The sequence below is a fragment of the Pedobacter sp. AC464 genome (assembly GCF_979253075.1).
In genome coordinates, this window is sequence record NZ_CEEDBV010000001.1 from 592,760 (window position 1) to 611,941 (window position 19,182).

At 41.5% G+C, this 19,182-nt stretch carries 12 protein-coding genes; 3 read left to right on the plus strand and 9 right to left on the minus strand.

The genetic code is table 11. The annotated features are described in order from the left end of the window. Window positions 1–140 precede the first annotated feature (140 nt). The 3 genes from AC0IWT_RS02540 to AC0IWT_RS02550 are packed head-to-tail and all read right to left on the minus strand — an operon-like array spanning window position 141 to window position 4,056. Complete coding sequence (locus tag AC0IWT_RS02540; RefSeq protein ID WP_471795850.1) at window positions 141–2,267, minus strand: xanthine dehydrogenase family protein molybdopterin-binding subunit; 2,127 nt, start codon at window positions 2,265–2,267, stop codon at window positions 141–143. 13 nt (window positions 2,268–2,280) lie between these two features. Next, window positions 2,281–3,261: an FAD binding domain-containing protein gene (locus tag AC0IWT_RS02545; protein WP_471795851.1), complete on the minus strand. Its 981-nt coding sequence runs from the start codon at window positions 3,259–3,261 to the stop codon at window positions 2,281–2,283. Between the two features lie 12 nt (window positions 3,262–3,273). After that, on the minus strand, window positions 3,274–4,056 hold the full coding sequence (locus AC0IWT_RS02550) for a 2Fe-2S iron-sulfur cluster-binding protein (RefSeq protein WP_471795852.1): 783 nt from the start codon (window positions 4,054–4,056) through the stop codon (window positions 3,274–3,276). Between the two features lie 383 nt (window positions 4,057–4,439). Between AC0IWT_RS02550 and AC0IWT_RS02555 the strand changes: the two genes are divergently transcribed. Then, entirely contained in the window at window positions 4,440–4,772 is a 333-nt protein-coding gene (locus tag AC0IWT_RS02555) for a YegP family protein (RefSeq protein WP_471795853.1), read from the plus strand. 152 nt (window positions 4,773–4,924) lie between these two features. Here AC0IWT_RS02555 and AC0IWT_RS02560 read toward each other — a convergent pair whose 3' ends face one another. From AC0IWT_RS02560 to AC0IWT_RS02575, 4 genes are all read right to left on the minus strand, one after another. After that, a complete protein-coding gene (locus tag AC0IWT_RS02560; RefSeq protein ID WP_471795854.1) occupies window positions 4,925–5,416 on the minus strand; it encodes a 2'-5' RNA ligase family protein in 492 nt (163 codons plus the stop codon). 137 nt (window positions 5,417–5,553) lie between these two features. Continuing rightward, complete coding sequence (locus AC0IWT_RS02565; RefSeq protein WP_471795855.1) at window positions 5,554–8,784, minus strand: error-prone DNA polymerase; 3,231 nt, start codon at window positions 8,782–8,784, stop codon at window positions 5,554–5,556. Between the two features lie 5 nt (window positions 8,785–8,789). Continuing rightward, window positions 8,790–10,292, minus strand: coding sequence for a Y-family DNA polymerase (locus tag AC0IWT_RS02570; RefSeq protein WP_471795856.1), 1,503 nt, complete (start codon window positions 10,290–10,292; stop codon window positions 8,790–8,792). Window position 10,293: 1 nt separating this feature from the next. Next, window positions 10,294–11,025 carry an ImuA family protein gene (locus AC0IWT_RS02575; protein ID WP_471795857.1) on the minus strand — a complete coding sequence of 244 codons (732 nt, stop codon included), beginning with the start codon at window positions 11,023–11,025 and terminating at the stop codon, window positions 10,294–10,296. 104 nt (window positions 11,026–11,129) lie between these two features. Between AC0IWT_RS02575 and AC0IWT_RS02580 the strand changes: the two genes are divergently transcribed. Together AC0IWT_RS02580 and AC0IWT_RS02585 are read left to right on the plus strand one after the other, a co-directional pair. Next, window positions 11,130–11,756: an alpha-ketoglutarate-dependent dioxygenase AlkB family protein gene (locus AC0IWT_RS02580; RefSeq protein WP_471795858.1), complete on the plus strand. Its 627-nt coding sequence runs from the start codon at window positions 11,130–11,132 to the stop codon at window positions 11,754–11,756. Further along, window positions 11,749–12,210 (plus strand): hypothetical protein, encoded by a 462-nt coding sequence (locus AC0IWT_RS02585; RefSeq protein ID WP_471795859.1) that lies wholly within the window; start codon window positions 11,749–11,751, stop codon window positions 12,208–12,210. The genes AC0IWT_RS02580 and AC0IWT_RS02585 overlap by 8 nt, the downstream gene beginning before the upstream one ends. Before the next feature lie 162 nt (window positions 12,211–12,372). Here AC0IWT_RS02585 and AC0IWT_RS02590 read toward each other — a convergent pair whose 3' ends face one another. After that, the gene (locus AC0IWT_RS02590; protein ID WP_471795860.1) at window positions 12,373–13,293 is read right to left on the minus strand and encodes a PorP/SprF family type IX secretion system membrane protein; all 921 of its coding nucleotides are present in this window, start codon (window positions 13,291–13,293) and stop codon (window positions 12,373–12,375) included. A gap of 8 nt (window positions 13,294–13,301) precedes the next feature. Continuing rightward, entirely contained in the window at window positions 13,302–19,079 is a 5,778-nt protein-coding gene (locus AC0IWT_RS02595) for a CehA/McbA family metallohydrolase (RefSeq protein WP_471795861.1), read from the minus strand. Between the last annotated feature and the right edge of the window lie 103 nt (window positions 19,080–19,182).

Below are 19,182 nucleotides of genomic sequence, written 5' to 3' on the forward strand. Positions count from 1 at the left end.
GTTAAATTGTTAAATATTCAAAATACGTAATACCATATAAGGCGTTAGAGGCATTAAACAAATGTGTTTACAGCTGCTGATGTCTTATATGGTTGCTCTAATCTGTGCTTAGCGGCAACTTAAGCAGCCTCACAACATTTTTAAAGAAGCTTATCTGGTGTTATTGGTAACGATCTTATTCGCTTGCCGGTTGCATTAAAAACAGCGTTGGCTACAGCAGCAGCTACACCAACAATACCAACTTCGCCAATACCTTTTACACCCATTTTATTCGGGATAATATCTTGCTCGTTAACAAACATTGCATCCAGGTTACCGATATCGAGATTGCTTGGCACGTGATAGTCTGCAAAAGATCGCGTTGCAAAATTGCCAAATCTAGGGTCGATTACGGATTCTTCCGTTAAAGCCATTCCAATTCCCCACACGTTGCCACCAATTATCTGGGACCTTGCTGTTTTAGGATTCAAAATTTTGCCTGCGCCTGTAACGGCCAGAAACCGGGTTACTTTAACCATTCCAGTTATACCGTTTACCCTAACCTCAGCAAAGTTTGCATTGAAACTATGAGACGAAAATTTTTCGGCGTCGGCTGGTGCTTTTGAATTTGAACGCGTTTCGAATTCAGCGGTATTTTCTGAAATCATCAATTGTGCCGCTGTTGGGCGGACAAAAAATTGCTTTCCGGATTTGGCCAGCAATTCATCTGTTATTTTGGTACAGGCATCATTAACGGCGTTGGCAAAACTCGACGCACCAACAGAACCAACAGAGCCTGCTGCGGGAGGTAAATCCGAGTCGCCAAGTTTAACGCTAATCTGCTCCACATGTAGGCCCAAACCATCTGCGGCGGTTTGCGCCAGTATTGTATGTGTTCCTGTGCCTAAATCAGAAGCAGCAATTTCAACGGTCGCATATACTTTTCTGTCTTTTAACTTAAGTTTGATTATCGCCGAACTTTCTCTTTGCCTTGCAGGGTAGGTACCGCAGGCAACACCATAACCAATAAAATCATCGCCAATTTTGTTGGTTCCCGGCGCTGGTTTCCTCAGATTCCATCCAAACGCTTTGGCACCTTCCTGCAAACACTTAACGGTTGTTCTAGATGACCAGGGCTTTCCGTTTGAAGGGTCTTTTTCTGGTTCATTTTTTATCCGTAACGCTATCGGATCCATGTTAAGTTTATAAGCCAGTTCGTCCATCGCTGATTCCAGCGCAAAGCTCCCAGTCGATTTTCCCGGGCCGCGGGTGTAGGTTGGTAAGATTAAATTCATCGGAACAACCCGATAACTTATCAGACTATTTGGAACAGCATACATTATCTTGGTGCAATCGCCGCAAGGCTCAATATACTCGCTGTCTACAGCCGTGTGTGAAATGATCTCATGGGCCAAGGTTAGCAATTTACCTTCTTTTGTTGCACCAATGCTCAGCTTTTGAATGTTACGTTGCCTCAAGCCCACCGAATTAAACATCTGCTGCCTGGTAAGTGCTAATTTAACAGGTCTGCCAACCATTTTTGCGGCCACAGCGGCTAACACCAGGTTTGCCCACTGTCCGCCTTTTGAACCAAAGCCGCCACCAATAAAAGGTGAAACAATTCGAACTTGTTCCGATTTTAAATTCAGGGTTGCGGCTGCTGCGCTCTGAGCGCCGTTTATAATTTGTGAACCATTGTAAAGCGTTAACTTTTCACCTTCCCAAACTGCCATTGTGGAATGGGGCTCCATAGGATGGTGATGTTCTATTGGAGTTTCATAGGTTTCTTCTACTTTAACTTCTGCAGTATCGATGGCCGATTTTCCGGCACCGCGAACGAAATCAGCCAACTCTTTCCCTTTGGGCATCTCCGGCGTTTGTGCCAGTTTTTCGAAATCAATTTTTTCGGATTTCTTGGTGTATTCCACTTTAACTAAATGTGCTGCAGCGGTTGCCTGTTCAAAAGTTTCGGCTACAACCATACCAATGTGCTGGCCATGAAAAGTAATTTGAGGGCTTTGCAGCAAAGCGCCGCCCCTTAAACCACCTTCGGGGTTTAGTTTCGGTGCATTCTCATGCGTAATCACTTTTAAAACGCCAGGATAACGTTCAGCTTCACTGGTATCGATTTTTTTAATTTCCCCGGCGGCGATGGTACTTTTAAACAATACCGCGTAGGCCATGTTTTTCGCAGGATAATCGGTAGCGTAGTTTGCTTTACCGGTAATTTTCAAAATCCCGTCAATGCGATCGATACCTTTACCGATAGATTTTTTGCTGTCTTCCATGCTAAATTTTTATCTAACCTTTAAGCGCCATTTCTAGCGCATTAATCAGCGTTCTTTTGCCCATTTCTATTTTAAACTTGTTGTGCGAAAGTGCCTTTGCTCCGGCCATTTCTATTTCTGCGGCCTCGGTAAAGTTTGCTGTCGTCGCCACTTTGCCCTTAAGAAATTCTTCTGCTTTCAGTGCTCTCCATGGCTTATGTGCAACGCCGCCCATCGCAATACCAGCAGATTGTATAATGTTCCCGCTCAGGTGTAGGCCCGCGGCAACTGAAATCAAGGCAAACGCGTACGAATTTCTATCCCGAACTTTAACGTACGCAGAATGCGCCGCAAAATTGTTCTTTGCTATCTCGATGGATGTGATTAGTTCACCATGCGTTAAACTATTATCTCTCTCCGGATGATTGCCCGGGAGCAAATGAAAGTCGCTGAATGCTATAATACGTTCTGCTTTGCTGTTTTGAACTTTAACAGTTGCATTTAAAGCAGCAAGTGCAACGGCCATATCAGAAGGATAAACGGCGACGCAATGTTCAGACCAGCCGAAAATTGCATGCATTCGATTGAACCCTTCAAGTGCTGCGCAACCGCTTCCGGGCACCCTTTTATTGCAGGGCATGGAAATATCGTAAAAATAACTACAACGTGTACGCTGAAGTAGATTGCCACCATTTGTTGCCATGTTTCTTATCTGAGCGGAGGCTCCGGCCAATATTGACTTACTTAACATTGGCAAGTTTGAACGCACCAATGGGTGATTTGCAGTATCGGTGTTTTTAGCAAGGGCTCCTAAAGAATACCCGCCTGTTGTTGCCTTAATTTCTTTTAGCTTGAGGTTTCCAATGTCGATAAGCTCATTAGGAAGCGCAACATGCTCCTTCATTAAATCAAGAAGGTTTGTTCCACCTCCCAAATATGCGGCTTCGGCATTTTTACTGAGCATGGTAAACGCTTGCTGCTGACTAGTAGCCGAAATAAACTTGAATGGTTTCATAGTTGCTTATTATTAATCCGTAAAAAGCCAGGTTTGAGGAACGTCTTTACCGGTTTGGGCTTCTTTAATTGCCGCAACAATGTTGGGGTATGCACCACAGCGACAAATATTTCCCGACATACGCTCTGAGATTTCTTCATCGGATAACATAAGAGGTTTTGCTTCAGCACTTATGTTTTTAGTTACAAAACTCGCATGGCCTTCCTTTGCTTCTTTCATCAACGCTACAGCAGAACAGATTTGTCCAGGTGTACAGAAGCCACACTGAAAGCCGTCGTGTTTAAGAAATGTAGTTTGCATGGGATGGAGCTCGTTACCTTTTGCCAGCCCTTCTATCGTGAGAACTGATTTACCCTGACAGGTAGCCGCTAAGGTGAGGCACGATAGAACGCGTTCACCATTTACGATAACAGTGCAAGCGCCACACTGGCCATGGTCGCAACCTTTTTTTGTTCCTGTTAAGCCAATTCTTTCGCGAAGCGTATCCAAAAGGGTCATTCTTGAATCAACCAACACACTTCTAGTACCTGAATTCACTTTAAACGTTACATTAACGCCATTTTCGATGGCTTCGGGTAGGAGATCAGGAATTTCATCTGGCGCCACCGGGCGAGCAAATAATTGTGTTGCGCCAAGTGTGTAACTAGCCAGTAAACCGGCGGTAGCTAAACCCATAAGCTTAACGAAATGACGTCGGTTAAAACCAGATTGGATGACTTCTTCCAGCTCTTCTGGCATTAAATCGCCGAATAGCTTTAATTCATCAGGGGTAAGTTGCGTTTTGTTTTGTTTCATGCGCCTGGCTTTTTGGAAATTTAAGCAGTTGGTATAGCGATTCTTCGATACACAAGATTGTAAACAGCTATGCTTGATTATGGTTTTTAGCTTCTTGTAAAAATCTTGTGCAACAATTGACTGGCACAGAACTTTTTAGCCCTAATATGATTCCTGCAGTTCGTTCACCAATAGAAACTCACCAAAGAACCGGCGTTTTAATAATGTTTGACAAACTCATTTTATTCTAAAAAGATGTGGGAATCGGAGTAAATAATATTCAACATCGCCTTATTTTCCGGCTTTAAGAATTATCTTTTTACATGGTTTTTTAATCAAAAATTCATATTTTTCCACCATCCTATTGTTATGCCCCATGATTACGTTAACCTAAATTTAAAACCATGGGAAAATTTGTAATCAAAAAAAGAACAAACGGCGAGTTCCAATTTAATCTTCATGCCGGTAACGGACAGCCAATTCTAGCAAGCGAGGGCTATGCATCAAAAGCTGGATGTGAAAGCGGTATTGATTCGGTAAGAGTTAATTCGCAGGATGACACGAAGTTCGATCGTAAAACAGCGGTTAGTGGTAAAGCCTATTTCAATCTTAAAGCGGGCAATGGACAAATAATTGGAACCAGCGAAATGTATGAAACATCAGCAGGCTGTGAAAATGGAATCAAATCGGTGGCAACAAACGCACCAGATGCGCCAGTTGAAGATACCACAATATAACCTAATTAAAAGACACACCTAATGATTAAAGGCGCCCCGTTTGGGGGCGCTTTTTTTTCGATTTTTTTAAATTTCAATTATGCTTACAATGGGTTACCATTGCCTGTATTGTTGAAGCTAGCCTAAAACTGCCGACTAATCCTCGAAGCTTACTAGGACCAAAAGGGGAGGTACCTGGCATGTTTCCATGGTCCATTCAGGTAATACCATAAGTCTAATCCTTGAATTACAATCTTAAATGGTTCAAACGAAGAAGCAATTTCCTGAAGCAACTGCTTTGCATCTTCCGGTTTAACCTTATTTTGAATGGTAATATGTGGCCTGTAGCCTTGCTGATCTTGTAAGGAAAGCTGTGCTTGAAATTTATGCTTTAGTGAAGAACGAATTTGTAACAGTTCTGGCGAGGAAAGAAAATAGGCGACACCACGGCCGATACTTTTTATTTCACTAATGGTTGCTTCGAAAGGCTTTTCGAGCACTTGCTCCAAAATTTCGTAGGTTTCAGGGGCATCAGGCAATTTATGGAATAATGTCAGGTGTGCATTCAAAAGATTGATTTCCTTAGGAAAATGCTGTTGACGCATCTTATCAAAAAACACCTGATTTTCAGAATCTATTCTTGCTGTTAATATTAAGGAACTCATTTCAGTTAGCTTGATAAGTTATGTTTTTTGTTAGGGAAATAAGGAGATTTACGCTATTAATTTAATGTACTCAAAATATTTGATTTTGATTTACTAAAGCAAATCACCAAGTAATTATGTTTTAGAATTAATGATTATTATCTAAAGTTTCTCGCCTCTGGTATGGCTTTTTCTGATGCATCTTCCCTTACAAGCGTCCGTTTATTTTGCGCAGCAGGAAATGGTGCTCTTTCATCAGACCTTGAAAGGGTGAGTAAAGGCAGTTCTTCTTTTTCACCTTTGGTTAAGGAACGAAGCATTTTAGTAAGGTCGAAACAGCGTTGAACGATAATATGTACTACCTCACCCTCGCGTTGCAGTTTTCCTTCTACCATGAGGAGCCTGGCGCCAAGTATTTCTTTTCGGTATTTTTCGAACAGATGTTGAAAAACCACAAGATTGGCTACCCCGGTTTCATCTTCTATGGTGATGAAACATACGCCTCCTGCAGTCCCAGGGCGTTGCCTTACCAGCACCAATCCGGCAACTTTTATCAGTCGTCCATCCCAGCTTTCAGCGGTTTCCTTTGTTGATAGAATTTTTAAAAGCTGCAGTTTTTCGCGTACAAAACTTACGGGATGTGCCTTTAAGGATAGTGATGTAGTTGCATAATCCTGTACAACATGTTCAGAAACACTCATCAACGGTAATTCTATCTGTGTTTCTTTTTCAGTTTCTGAAGGTTGACCTTGAAAAAGGGCTATCGGTTTATCTGCAAGCGCAGAAACTTCCCACAAAGCCTGACGGCGGTCGAGGCCAATAGAACGAAAGGCATCTGCATCAGCCAAGCGCTCCAATGTAGCTTGCGAAATGCCTTTGTCCATAAGTTCAGGGATGGTTCGGTAGTGCTGACTTCGGTTTTGGCTAAGCTTTTGCATTTCCTCTTCACGGATGCCTTTAATCTGGCGAAAACCTAAACGAATTTTGTGGTATTTATCGTTTTTGCCTTCCAGTAAGTTATCCCATTCTGAAAAATTAATATCTACAGGCAATACTTCGACGCCATGGTTTTTGGCATCAATTACAATTTGCGCCGGCTGATAAAAACCCATTGGCATACTGTTTAACAAAGCTGTGGCAAATACATCAGGATAATAACATTTAAGCCAGCAGGAAACATAAACCAGAAGTGCGAAACTTGCAGCATGGCTTTCAGGGAAACCATAACTGCCAAAGCCTTCCAGCTGGCGGAATATCCTTTTCGCAAATTCCTCTGTGTAGCCTTTTGCCAGCATGCCATCGATAAGTTTCCGCTCAAATTGATTAACAAGTCCTTTGAATTTGAAAGTTGCCATACTCCGGCGTAATTCGTCGGCTTCTGTAGGCGTAAAGCCTGCAGCAACAATGGCTATTTTCATTGCCTGTTCCTGAAAAAGAGGAACACCTAAAGTACGTTTCAGTATTTCTTCCAGTTCTTCTGATGGGTATTCTACATTTTCCTCGTTATTTCTACGACGTAAGTAAGGATGCACCATGTCGCCCTGAATTGGTCCAGGGCGGACGATTGCCACCTCAATTACCAAATCATAAAAACATTTAGGCTTAAGGCGGGGCAACATAGATTGCTGCGCACGACTTTCGATTTGAAAAACACCAATTGTATCTGCATGACTAATCATTTCATACACTTTTGGATCGTCTTTTTCATTGATTTTTGCCAGACTAAGGTCGAGGTTATAATGCTGTTTAGCCAAGGTGAAAGCTTTACTGATGCAGGTTAGCATACCCAACGCCAGCACATCGATTTTCAAAAAACCGAGTGCATCAATATCGTGTTTATTCCACTCAATATTGGTACGGTCGGCCATTCGGGCATTAAGAATGGGGCAAAGATCCGTAAGTTTTCCCTGGGTAATTACAAAACCTCCAGTGTGCTGACCTAATTGTCTGGGAAAGCCCATCATTTGGCCGGTTAACTGCAATACTTTTTTAAGGTGGGGGTCTTTAGGATTTAAACCTGCTTCTATTATGCGCTCTGGCTCGAACCATTCATCGGTAAATTCCCAAATGGCAGAGGAAAGCTTATTTACTGTATCAACAGATAAACCCATTGCCTTACCAACATCTCTAATGGCACCTTTTTGGTGCTGCTGCGTTACAGTAGCCACAATAGCAGCCCGGTCTCTTCCATATTTTTGATAGATGTATTGAATTACTTCCTCACGCCGTTCATGTTCAAAATCAACGTCAATATCAGGAGGTTCATTCCGTGCAGAAGAAATGAAGCGTTCGAAAAGCAGATCGAATTTAGTTGGATTTACAGAAGTGATGCCAAGGCAATAACAAACTGTAGAATTGGCAGCAGAACCCCGACCCTGGCAAAGAATACCCTTCGAGCGTGCGAATTTTACAATATCATAAACAGTGAGGAAATAAGAAGCATAATTCATTTCTTCCATAAATGCGAGTTCGTAACGGATATTATGCGCTATTTTATCAGGGATATTTTCGCCAAACATTTCGCTGGCACCAAGCCAGGTAAGGTGAATCAATTCTTGAAGTGGTGTCCGCCCTTCAGTGGTGATTTCTTCTGGATATACATAATTGAGACTATCAAGCGAAAAGGTGCAAGCTTGAGCAATGTTGTTTGAGTTTTCAATCGCATGGGGATATTGCAGGAACAACCGCTGCATTTCTTCCACCGGCTTCAGGTGTCGTTCGGCATTTTGATGAAGCAAAAATCCTGCAGTGTGTATGGTGCATTTTTCTCGAACACAGATTAAAATGTCTTGCAGTTCCCTTCTTTCATGGTTATGGTAATGTACATCATTAGTGGCCGCAAGCGGAATTTGCAACGTTTTCGAGAGTTGCGCAAGGCGAAATATTCTTTTTTGGTCATCTCCCAGATAACTTTTTGAAACCGCAAGGTAAAGCTTATCACCCAACTCTTTTCGGTATTCTGCCAGTTGCATTTTAAAATTATCTTCAAAATCGAAAAGGGTATTTAGCTTATCCGGCGGGATGGCAATAAATATGATGTCTTTAGCATGATCATAAACATCGGCTTTGTTAATATGGCATTTTCCCTTTTCCGCCCTGCTGTTACCAAGGCTGAGCAATGCAGATAGACGTCCGTATGCTTTAATATTTTTAGGATAGGCAAGCAATGAAGGCCCATCCAATAGGTCGAGCCGGCAGGCTGGGATAAAATCTATACCAGCTTTTTTTGCTGCAACATGCGCCCGTACAATCCCTGCAAGCGTATTTCTGTCGGTTACTGCTATTTTTTTATAACCATAAAAAGCTGCCTGTTCAACCAATTCTTCCGGATGCGAGGCGCCCCGTAAGAAACTGAAATTGCTTGTTACCTGTAGTTCACTGTATTGCATAATTTTTAAGCAAAAAAGCCATGAATAAACCAACCAGAAGGTTTCTCGTCATTGTAATGGCCAGAACGGAACAGCCAATAGCGTTTCCCCGATTCATCTTCAACGGTGTAATAATCACGATGCTGACCTTCATCCAGCCACCATTCGCGTTCTATTCTTTCAGGTCCATCGGCTTTTTTTATTTTATGGGTTTGTTCTTTATAACGAAATAGCATTGGTGGGTAATCCGGAATTGGAGCAGTCACTTCAATTGCTTCAGGCTTGTTTAGCAGCTGAACCGGCCGTGGTCTGTCGTTCATCCATCCAATTTCAAGTTTCTCACTAAAAGAATTCACAGCTTTTATAGATCGCTCTGGCCAATATCTGGCCTGTGGCAGGTAGCGATGAATAACAGAATTTCCTAATTTGCCTGCGAGCCGGTCTAATAATTCTGCCAAACACATTTCATTTAAGCCGCCTTCTTTTTGCCATAAAATTTCCTGCACAGGATTAAGTTCTTCTACTTTTGTGGCTTCCATAATGAATAGTTCTATACCCAAAGCAGGGGCAATGGAAGCAATGTTAAGTTCGAAAAGTTTAAATAAATGGCTCGGGTTGCTGTTAGGCATATTAGTGCCGATATTTACGCTAATAATTTTTCCATCAACACGGTAACATTTTAAAGAGGCAGCCCTTAAGCCCATACCATCATTGCTTAATTGTTTACAAAGTAATTCGAGCAAGTTTTTAATGGCAATTTCAATCCCTGTTGCAGTTCTAATGGGTTCTATACTCGGCAAGCGCTGCTCATAAGGTTGTGGTACCTGGATAGGCTTTATGTGTTCTTCTTCATCACCTAAAGCTCTGGCAATCTGCTGCAACATATTTTCGCCAAAACGCCTGCGCAACACAGACCGTGGCATGGAAATAAAGCTGTTTATGGTGTTTAAACCTAACTTATTTAATTTCTGTAAGGTTATATTTTCTAACTGTAGTGCCGCGGGTGGTAAGGGTAATAAAGCTTCGTGTTGTTTTTTGCTTTTTACAATAGGGCTAATGTTTCCGTAATGTGCTACGGCACGTGCAGCACCGATTGTGTCGGCAATTGCACCACGAACATCGTAACCAAGATTGCGCAGCCGGTTAATAATTTCTTTATAATATCCTGCTTCACCACCCCATAAATGTGTGCAACCGCTAATATCAAATATCAATCCGCAAGGCAAATCTACAGCTACAATTGGTGTGTAACGAATACACCATTTACCCAGGGCTTTTAAAAGCCGCTCATTTTGTTTAGGGATTTCCTGAAAAACTTCTAAATCCGGTAGGATAGCCATAGCATCTGCTAGCGGCATTCCGATGAAAATGCCTTGCTTTTGTGCATTATTATTACATGCGGAGACCACTACGCGATTCGCTACAGTCGATTTAAAAACAAAGGATTTATCCTTAAGCTCAGGTTTGCGTAAAGTCATCCGGTTTGCCAGTAAATACCTGAACCATATCGTCATATATCTTTTTTCCATGCTAAACTGCTTTAGAAAAGTTTATAGTCTCAACAACTGGTTGTGTACTTAAAATCTTGAAATTATCTGCAAACCATTGAACAGTCCATTTTCCGGGTTTTCCATTTTTTACTTTCAACAGTTCTACACTCCAGGTTGGAAAACCCAAGCCCGGAAGTTCATCTTCAGCAGCTGTGGGCAATGGCGATACTTTCCAGCGTGCCGCACAAGGGCTTGCTGTCATTCTTTCCTCATTCTTTCTGAGGATAAAACCAGTTACCTTACTTTGCTCTACAGCAAGTTGCAGCCTGCGAGATTGCGTGAAACTCAGGTCGCTTATTTCGGCAATTACCGCTGCAAGGCCATTACATTTTAGGGCTTCCTCCGTTGCCCAAAGTACATCCGTTTCTTTATTTACATCAATGAAGATAATCCTGTCTGGCTCGATGCCAAAACTTTTTAATGCCGGGGGAAATAAATTTCGATTGGTAGAAACCCATATCATCGGACTACCTTTTGCAGAAAGTGTTTTTAATAATCCGCTTATAAAGCCGGCACTGGCAGCATGATCTTCATTAGCCATGCAAAGAAATTCATGTATTGCGCCAGTCGGGAATACCGAATTTGGAAACGAATCCTCAATCTTTTGCAAACCAAAATTAATACCGCCCGATTTACCTGCTACGCTAAAGCCCTGCATGCGGAAAATTTCTTTCCGAAGATGTTCAATCAGGTGTTTTTTAGTAGGCATCATATGCTATCATTATTATAAACCACAAAATGGTTTTCTTTTAAGGAAATAACAAATATAATGCTAAAAATATTAGTAATTCAAAAAAAGTTTTGCACTTTTGTTTTATGGAACAGTTAAGTTTTTTTGCCGAAAGCGGACAAACGAAAGGCTTGCCAAATGATGTACTTGAGTACCATGAAGGATTTATTGATGCCTTAGGAAGCGATATGTTATTATCTCATTTACTGGAGGATACGCCATGGAAACAAAAGATTTTGCGTTATTATGATAAGGAAGTTATAACGCCAAGATTAAGTGCATGGTACGGTGATGGCGAAGAAATTGATTATGCAGCCTTGGGTAAATCGAATCCTGTAAACTGGACTCCGGCACTTCTAAAACTAAAAAAATTAGTTGAAGCGGTTGCAGGTATTTCATTTAATAGTGTCCTCTTAAATTATTATCGTGATGGGCAAGATTCCGTAACCTGGCATAGCGATAATGAAACAGTAATGGGTTCCCACCCTGTTATTGCCTCTTTATCTTTTGGACAGGTACGGTCTTTCGATATCCGGTTGAAATCAAATCATCAGGAGAAATACTCAATTAGACTTGGTCATGGTTCATTATTAATTATGAAGGGCGACCTTCAACAGAAATGGGATCATCGTATTGCTAAATCAAAAAAAAACATGAAGCCGAGAATTAACCTCACTTTCAGGCACATCATTAAACCCTTTACCAATGATTAAGTTTCAATACATATATGAAGATTCGGGCACAGATTTGGGTTTAAGTGCCTGTATTTTATTGCAGGAGAATTCAGAAAGTCCGTTTTTAATTTTGGATGGTGATGAAATTTTGGGCCAATTAGATTTAGAAACGGGTTGCTGGCATAGTGATAATGTAATAATGGAAGAAGAATTCATCAAATCAGTAAGTCGTTTTATTAAAGCACAGCAGTTTTTGAAACTTCCTAAAAAAATTAGAGACAGGTGGCCTGATGAAGTTCAGGAAGTTATTGTTACGTCTGAATCTGCTTATCTGTTGGTTACCAAACCTGGAATCAACTTCGTTTCTTTTGAAAAAATTTTTAGAAATTTTATTGAGGAATTAGTCAAGGATGAGTGGGAGGTAGTTTTTGAGGTTTTCTCTGCTAATTTTGATGATGACTTCGTTGTAAAAGTTAGAAAATCGAATCGCTAAAACTGGATCTTTAAAAACAACCGAAATCGAAAAATAAATTTTATTGTTAAGGTAAATTATTGAAAAAGCCGCAAACCAGAAGTAAATCTCCTGGTTTGCGGCTCATTATTTTTATTTGCCAAGCCTGGAAAACCAGTTGACAAAGCATTCTAAGTTATCAGGCTATTTTTTCTTACCGATATTAACACGAAGGTTTATTTCGAAATCGCCATCGGTATACCCACTTATTGCAGAAGTAGCCGTGTTGTAATAAGCCATAAAATACAAAGTAGATTTGTAATTCATGCCGAAACCTACAGTTGCATTCTGAGTGTTGTGGTACATTGCCATCACAGATAACTTATCATTTGCGAAGTTTGCGTTGATTCCTGCATCCCACAAATTCTTATAGTTTTTAATTCCTCTAAAAATTCCCTTAGGCTCCAGGCTTATAGCATTAATACCTTCTCCAAAACTAAACTTATAGCCTACCGCAGAATAAAAGGTAGGCTTATCTGCATAGTTCAAGTCATCATTTCTAAAAACGGAACGCATGGTCGGAATGGCAGCTTCAATATTTAAGCCTGGCGAAGTGTAAGATACACCGAAATCGCCATCGAAATAATAACCTCTGTCGTTAAAGCGGGCTATCGCTGGGTCATTTAGGTCGCTGTTTTTAATGCTGCTTAAATCGAGCTTGTCCTGACTAGCGCCAAAAGAGATACCAAAATTTAACTTTTGGTCATCAGCATTCAAAGGTAGGTGATATGCGAAAGTTCCAACCATTTTTGTCCGCTGCAAACCTCCCGATTTTTCATTGTATATGTTAGCTCCCCAGCCAACTTTGCCTGCCTGCTCATCTAATGTTACACTTTGAGTAAGTGGTGCACCGGGAATATTCGACCATTGCTTGCGGAAACTTCCATTGATATTTAAACCCTCGTTTATACCTGCCATTGATGGATTAACCAAATAGCGGTTTTGAAAGTACTGTGCGTTTAAAGGTAGAATCTGTGCTTTTGAAACGCTAAAAAATAGCATACTTGCTGCAAATAGAAACGTTACGCGACTTATTTGCTTTATATAAAATGTAATTGCTCTCATGTCTGTAATTAGTCTCTGATGATGTTAATAAATCCTTTGAAAGTGCCAATGTTGTTTCCTAAATCGATGATGTAATAATAAGTTCCTTCGGCGAGCGGACTGCCATTTACAGTTCCATCCCAATCATTGGCGTATGTTCTTTTGGTGTACAGTATGCGTCCGGCTTTGTCAAAGATTCTCAAAGTATTGTTTGGATAATAATCGATGTTTTTGATAATGAACTTATCATTATAACCATCGCCATTTGGCGTAACCACTGTGCTTGCTTCTAATTTATAATCATCGACAACATTAATGAAGATACTTTGCTCAGCTGTGCAACCACTGGCGTTGGTTACCGAAACCCGATAATTTCCGCTCTGTTTTGGGCGGATGGTTGCGGCTGCAGCATTTTGTCCGCTGGTAATGTCTGCACCTGTCCAGTTGTATTGTGTACCGCCGGTCGCCGTTAAAATAATTGCTTCGCCTTTAGAAATGCTGATCCCTTTATTGCTGCTTATGATAATTACAGGCAGCTGATTTACAGTAACCGTTGCATTCCCGGTTTGGGTTTGCGTTCCGTAAGCATCAGCTACGCTTACCAGTGCATATACAAAAGTTCCGGTAGCGCCAGTTGGTGCAGTCACAGTGGCCGAAGCGGTATTCGTACTAACGGTCTGGTTACTACTGCCGTTTAGGGTGTACGTAAATGTGTATGGCGCAGTGCCACCTGAACCCGTAAACGTAATTACCGGCGGGCTGCTAAAATTACAAACTGAAGTTGTACCACCAATGGTTGCCACCGGTAGCGGACGAACCAGAATGGTCGCTGAACCTGTTTGGGGCTGACCGCAGTTTACATCAGCTACGCTGACTAAATTATATACAAAGGTTCCAACAGATGTTGTTGGCGCTGTAATTATTGCGGTATTACCTGTTGAAACTATTGTTCTGTTTGTTCCACCGTTAATATTGTAGGTGAAAGTGTATGGTGCAGTTCCATTTGCCCCGGTAAAGGTTAAGGTTTGGGCTGTGCTATTTTGTGGCGTCGCTGTTGAACCAGCAATCGTTGCAGTAGCCAAAGGCCTGATATTTACAATAGCTGTGCCTGTTTGGTTTTGCGATGCGTTTACGTCAGCCACGCTTAACAAATTGTAATTGAAAATTCCAGCTACATTTGCCGGTGCGGTTAAAGTAACGCTTGTGTTTGTGCCGGAGGTTGTTAAAGTCTGACTCGTTCCTCCATTGATGTTATAAGTGAAAACATATGGTCCGGTTCCGTTTCCACCCGTAAATGTAATGGTAGGTGCATTGCCATTGATGCAAACAGCAGTTGTGCCGCTAATATTTGCAACAGGAATTGGATTAACTTTCACCGTTGTAGTTACATTTTGTGTTTGTGTGCTGTTAGCGTCGCTTATACTGGTAACCGTATACACAAATGTGCCAACTGTTGCTGTTGATGCAGTTACGGTTGCCGTATTTGTAGATGAAGTTATGGTTTGGTTTCCACCGCCATTAATATTGTAGGTAAATGTAAAAGGTGCATTGCCGGCTGCGGCAGTGAAGGTAATTACCGGCGCCGTTGCATTTAAAGCCACAGAAACATTGCTGCTTAAAGTTGCTGCAGGTTTCGCGTAAATTAGCAAATTAGCTGGCTTGTAATTTATTGCGTAATTGCTTGAAAGTGCTAATGACCCTTGAGTGATGGCATAATTTCCAGCGGTTTCGCCCGGGTTTCTGCTCAATGTACCTGTAAATACATCGGCGCCTATAAGCGCAGGGCTAGCGCTGTATGTAAAAGCCGGATCTACGGTAGATTCCACTTTTGTTTTTGCATCAGCAGTTACGGTGATCGGTTTAGGCACTATTGTTAAAACCTGTTGTTTCGCCACTGCCTGATTGAAAAATGTATCACCTGTCTGGTTAGCGGAGATAGTAACTGTTCCAGCTTTAACAATATGGATATCATTGTTATTTACTGTTGCAATATTGGTATCGCTACTGGTGTAAGTTATGTTTATCGCTGTATTGTCACTGCTTGCACCTGCAGGGAAATCAGGGTCGCCATAGGTTACTGTTTTGGTTGCAGCGAAGGTTATGTTTTGGTCCTTTTTAACGGTTGCGTCATCACGGGAGTACCAGATTGGTGAGGTGATAATTCTACTTCCATCTGCCTCTAAAATATCGGCATAATAATACCCTGTTGATAAATTCGCTAAAGCATTATCGGTATAGCTTAAACTTGTTGATGTACTTGTAGTTAATTCTACCGGATTTACGCTACTTCCGGGTGTTCCATAAAGAATCTTAATACTGGTTACCGGACTTGTGGTAACAGAAGTAACTTCAATTAATGGTGCACCAGCAGTTTTAAATACACTTCCAACAGGTTGTTTATTTATGGTGAAAACTATTTTTGCAGCCGAATCCTGCGAAGCATAAAAGCGCATTTTTTTAATTGCATCCAATAAATCATTTTCGGTAAGGGCAGGAGCGAGCACCACTAAACGGGCTCTTGTATGCCGGCCAAAGGTTAAGTTGTGGTTGTCATGGTCAATACTTGCGCCAAGGTGATAGCCTTTGGCCAGCATGCGGTTGTAATAATTCAGATAGCTCATAGAGCTGGCCGGGTCTGAATAGGTAATGTTGGTTGAAAATGCCGGTCCACTTTCCAGGGCTGTTCCAACGATTGCGCTGTCGGCACTTAAATCATATGTGGCAGAAATGTTGTTATAATCTGTTGTGTTTGGATGCGCCAATGTTGCCACAGCATTAAGGCCATGTCTGTTGATAATTCTGAATAACCCGGTTGCACCCGTATACACACTTTTTGGGACATAAATTTGATTTTCACCCGGTTCCCATCCAATCAATGAATCTATACCGTAAACAATTACGTGTCCGCCACCGCTTATAACGCCCCACTCCATGCCGTGCATGGCAACAAAAGTAGATGTGGTTGCCCGCTTTGCAGCATCAATTCCCGGTTGCCAACTCGCCAGCGACATACCCGCCTGGGTGTGGTTATGTTCAGAAATTCCAAGGAAATCCAAATTCATGGAGTTTTTGGCAAAGGCATAGTCATCTTCCGGTTTCTTGGTTAAATCATCCTTATTTCCGTCAGAATAACTGCTATGGCTGTGCAAGTTTCCATAATAAAAATTTAATTTATTAACATCTAAGATGCCCGTTTTCAGGTTTCCTAAAAGCGGCTGCGTAGTTAAATATAGCGGTCCGCCACTGCAGGCGCTGTTAATTGAAAATATAAAAAAGTAGTAATTGGTGTTTTGTGTTAAACCGTTTCTAATGAAGGTATTACCCGTTCCTCTTTTGACTACAATACCGCCACCCAGCGGTTCGCCAACTGTGTATGTAATTTGGTTTACCGGTGCAGCAGTTAAGGTATTGCTGGTACTCATCACTACCAAATATTCATCAGTATTGCTGGCAGGTGTAAATGCCCCCTGTATAAAGTTATAATTTGAAGAGGTTATGGTGAAGTTTGTTGGCTGTGAAACTGGTGCGGTACATGGCAATAAGGCTTTTGTTGCCTGCTTTCCGGTTAAAATGCCGGTGTTTAAATATTTCGGACCACCCGTACAAGAAATGTTATTTAGCGGAATGATGAAATAATTATAGCTTGTATTATCCGTTAAGGCGTTATCAGTAAAAGTATTGGTTACAATTCTGTTTGCAACGATGCCGCCTCCGAAAGCAGAACCAACATTGTAAACAGTTCCATCAACAGGTAGGGCACTTAAAGTTGCATTTAAACTTCTGATAATTAAGTATTCATTTGCATCCGCCGATTTGGTAAAAGCTGCGGTAATGCTATTGGTGGTAACAGTTGTAAAAGTTAATGCTGTTGCAGGGGAAGACGGTGCGGCGCAAACAGGCAGATTTGGTGGAAAATGAACACCTAATCGGTTTACATCGTCATCATCAATTGCATTTTGAACGATTGCCAGGGCAGTTCTGGTCCAGTCGTTATCCACATAAGCCGGACTAGGTGCTGTAACATTTAAGCTTCTTACATAAGAAACATCTTTAGCATTAACGCCTTGTCCGAACGCATCAATTATGTTATTGTTAGCATCTAGCAAGGCAATGCCGTCATTACCATTAAAGTTAATAACGGTGTTGCTGTTTTGAATAGCACTTGCCGGACTTAAATACGGTACATCGGTGTTGCTATTGCCGGTGTTTCCTAAAATCACAGAACCACGTGCCGGTATAGTGAAATTTAAATTTACGACTTGTGATGGCGCTCCGGTAATGTTTATTGTTCCGGCATCGCCTGAAATGTTGTAAAGTGCTAACTTTAACTGAGGCGACGCTGTATTGATTGCCGTATTGCTTAGGTTGGTCAGCTCAATCCATTTATTGGTTGATGTTCCCTCATAGTATTGGCTTATAATTATTGGTGCACTTACCAGGGGCGGATTGCTTGTTGATGCATCAACCGATGAAACTGTGGTTTGCAGATTTAGAGCTGCATCTTCTGAAACGACGTAAATCCGGTATGTTGTGTTTACCGTTAAGCCACTTATCGTAGTTGTAGCATCAGCATTTGCATTATTTGGAAAGGAAGCCGCTTTAAGTGCGGGCGAACCGTTCGCGTCTAAACCAGCTTTAACCTGCACCGGACTCGGCGCAGCAGCACCTGATGTAAGTAAAACGTAATAACTTGTTCCGTTTTCGTTAATGTTATTTGTTAAATCAAGGGTATTAAGCGTTGCATTTGTAACCTTGGGATAAGTGTCTGTTGTAGCGGGAGGCGTTACATCACCAGCAACCCCGGTTCCTGTTAATGCAACATTTACTGCAGTTGTACCGGTACTCGAAATTACCACATTACTTGTAGCAGATCCAGTGACTGTAGGACGAAATCTTACATAAACTGTGGGCGTGGTTGATATCTCTGAAAGCGTGTAAGAGATTGAATTGCTGAAATTTGTATTGTCTTTTGATACTGTGAAAGGCAACGTTGTGGTAATGTTTGCGTTAGCAGTTAAATTTGTGCCAGCTAACGTAAAACTTTGACTGGCAGAATTTGTAGCTATTGTTTGATTTCCGAAAGCTAAATTAGTTGGGGTAGCTACCAATGTTGGTGTAGCAGTGCCGGAACCAGCGGTAAACGTTAAATTGAAATTGTCTACTCCTGTAGATGGTCTGTTTCCTGAACCTGTTGTTGTAGTTAAGTTTACAATCCTAATCCATACATTGTTTGCATTATTATCCAGGGCGCTGCCAAAATCAACCCTAATCTGGTTGTTTGTAAATTGAGTATTTCCGGTAATTAGTGTTCCTGTAGTTGTTGGTGCAGTGAATGTAGTTGGCGTAGCCCCTATGCCATAATCAACACGCCATGTGGCTACCCTAGGTGAAGATGCATCCAGAGACTGAAGGTTGAAGCTTAATTTAAAATTCGTCTTTCCTGTGGTATTAGCAAGCTGAAAGACAAAAGCGCCATTGCCATCACCAACTGCAGCAGTTTGCCTCAAGCCCAATGCTCGATCTGCAGCTGCAGCTTGCGCAGTAGCTATTGCCGTAGAACCTGCGGTTGCCGAAGCAAAATTTTTAAATGCACCGGTGGCGTTGTTCCAGGCCGTGGCCGTAGTTGTAAACGCAGCAATAGTGCCTAAGTTAGTTGCATTGGCACCTGTTCTAACAGTAAATCCATTTGGAAGACCTGTTCCAATTCCATCAAAGTTTTCTGTATAAGGTGAGGTTGTTAAGCTTACCTGAGAAAACAAATGTGTGGAAATAAGAAATACCAATGAGAGTAGTATTATTTTTTTCATATGATTTTATAGGGATATAAAATGAATTATTAGCGAAATGCTGAATAACCGGAAACGGAATCGTTTCAGTTAAGATCGGTTATAACGAAACTTTAAATGTAAA

Coding starts and splice junctions, on each gene's coding strand:
- AC0IWT_RS02540 (WP_471795850.1), bottom strand. CDS start 2,267: ATGGAAGACAGCAAAAAATCTATCGGTAAAGGTATCGATCGCATTGAC.
- AC0IWT_RS02545 (WP_471795851.1), bottom strand. CDS start 3,261: ATGAAACCATTCAAGTTTATTTCGGCTACTAGTCAGCAGCAAGCGTTT.
- AC0IWT_RS02550 (WP_471795852.1), bottom strand. CDS start 4,056: ATGAAACAAAACAAAACGCAACTTACCCCTGATGAATTAAAGCTATTC.
- AC0IWT_RS02555 (WP_471795853.1), top strand. CDS start 4,440: ATGGGAAAATTTGTAATCAAAAAAAGAACAAACGGCGAGTTCCAATTT.
- AC0IWT_RS02560 (WP_471795854.1), bottom strand. CDS start 5,416: ATGAGTTCCTTAATATTAACAGCAAGAATAGATTCTGAAAATCAGGTG.
- AC0IWT_RS02565 (WP_471795855.1), bottom strand. CDS start 8,784: ATGCAATACAGTGAACTACAGGTAACAAGCAATTTCAGTTTCTTACGG.
- AC0IWT_RS02570 (WP_471795856.1), bottom strand. CDS start 10,292: ATGGAAAAAAGATATATGACGATATGGTTCAGGTATTTACTGGCAAAC.
- AC0IWT_RS02575 (WP_471795857.1), bottom strand. CDS start 11,025: ATGATGCCTACTAAAAAACACCTGATTGAACATCTTCGGAAAGAAATT.
- AC0IWT_RS02580 (WP_471795858.1), top strand. CDS start 11,130: ATGGAACAGTTAAGTTTTTTTGCCGAAAGCGGACAAACGAAAGGCTTG.
- AC0IWT_RS02585 (WP_471795859.1), top strand. CDS start 11,749: ATGATTAAGTTTCAATACATATATGAAGATTCGGGCACAGATTTGGGT.
- AC0IWT_RS02590 (WP_471795860.1), bottom strand. CDS start 13,293: ATGAGAGCAATTACATTTTATATAAAGCAAATAAGTCGCGTAACGTTT.
- AC0IWT_RS02595 (WP_471795861.1), bottom strand. CDS start 19,079: ATGAAAAAAATAATACTACTCTCATTGGTATTTCTTATTTCCACACAT.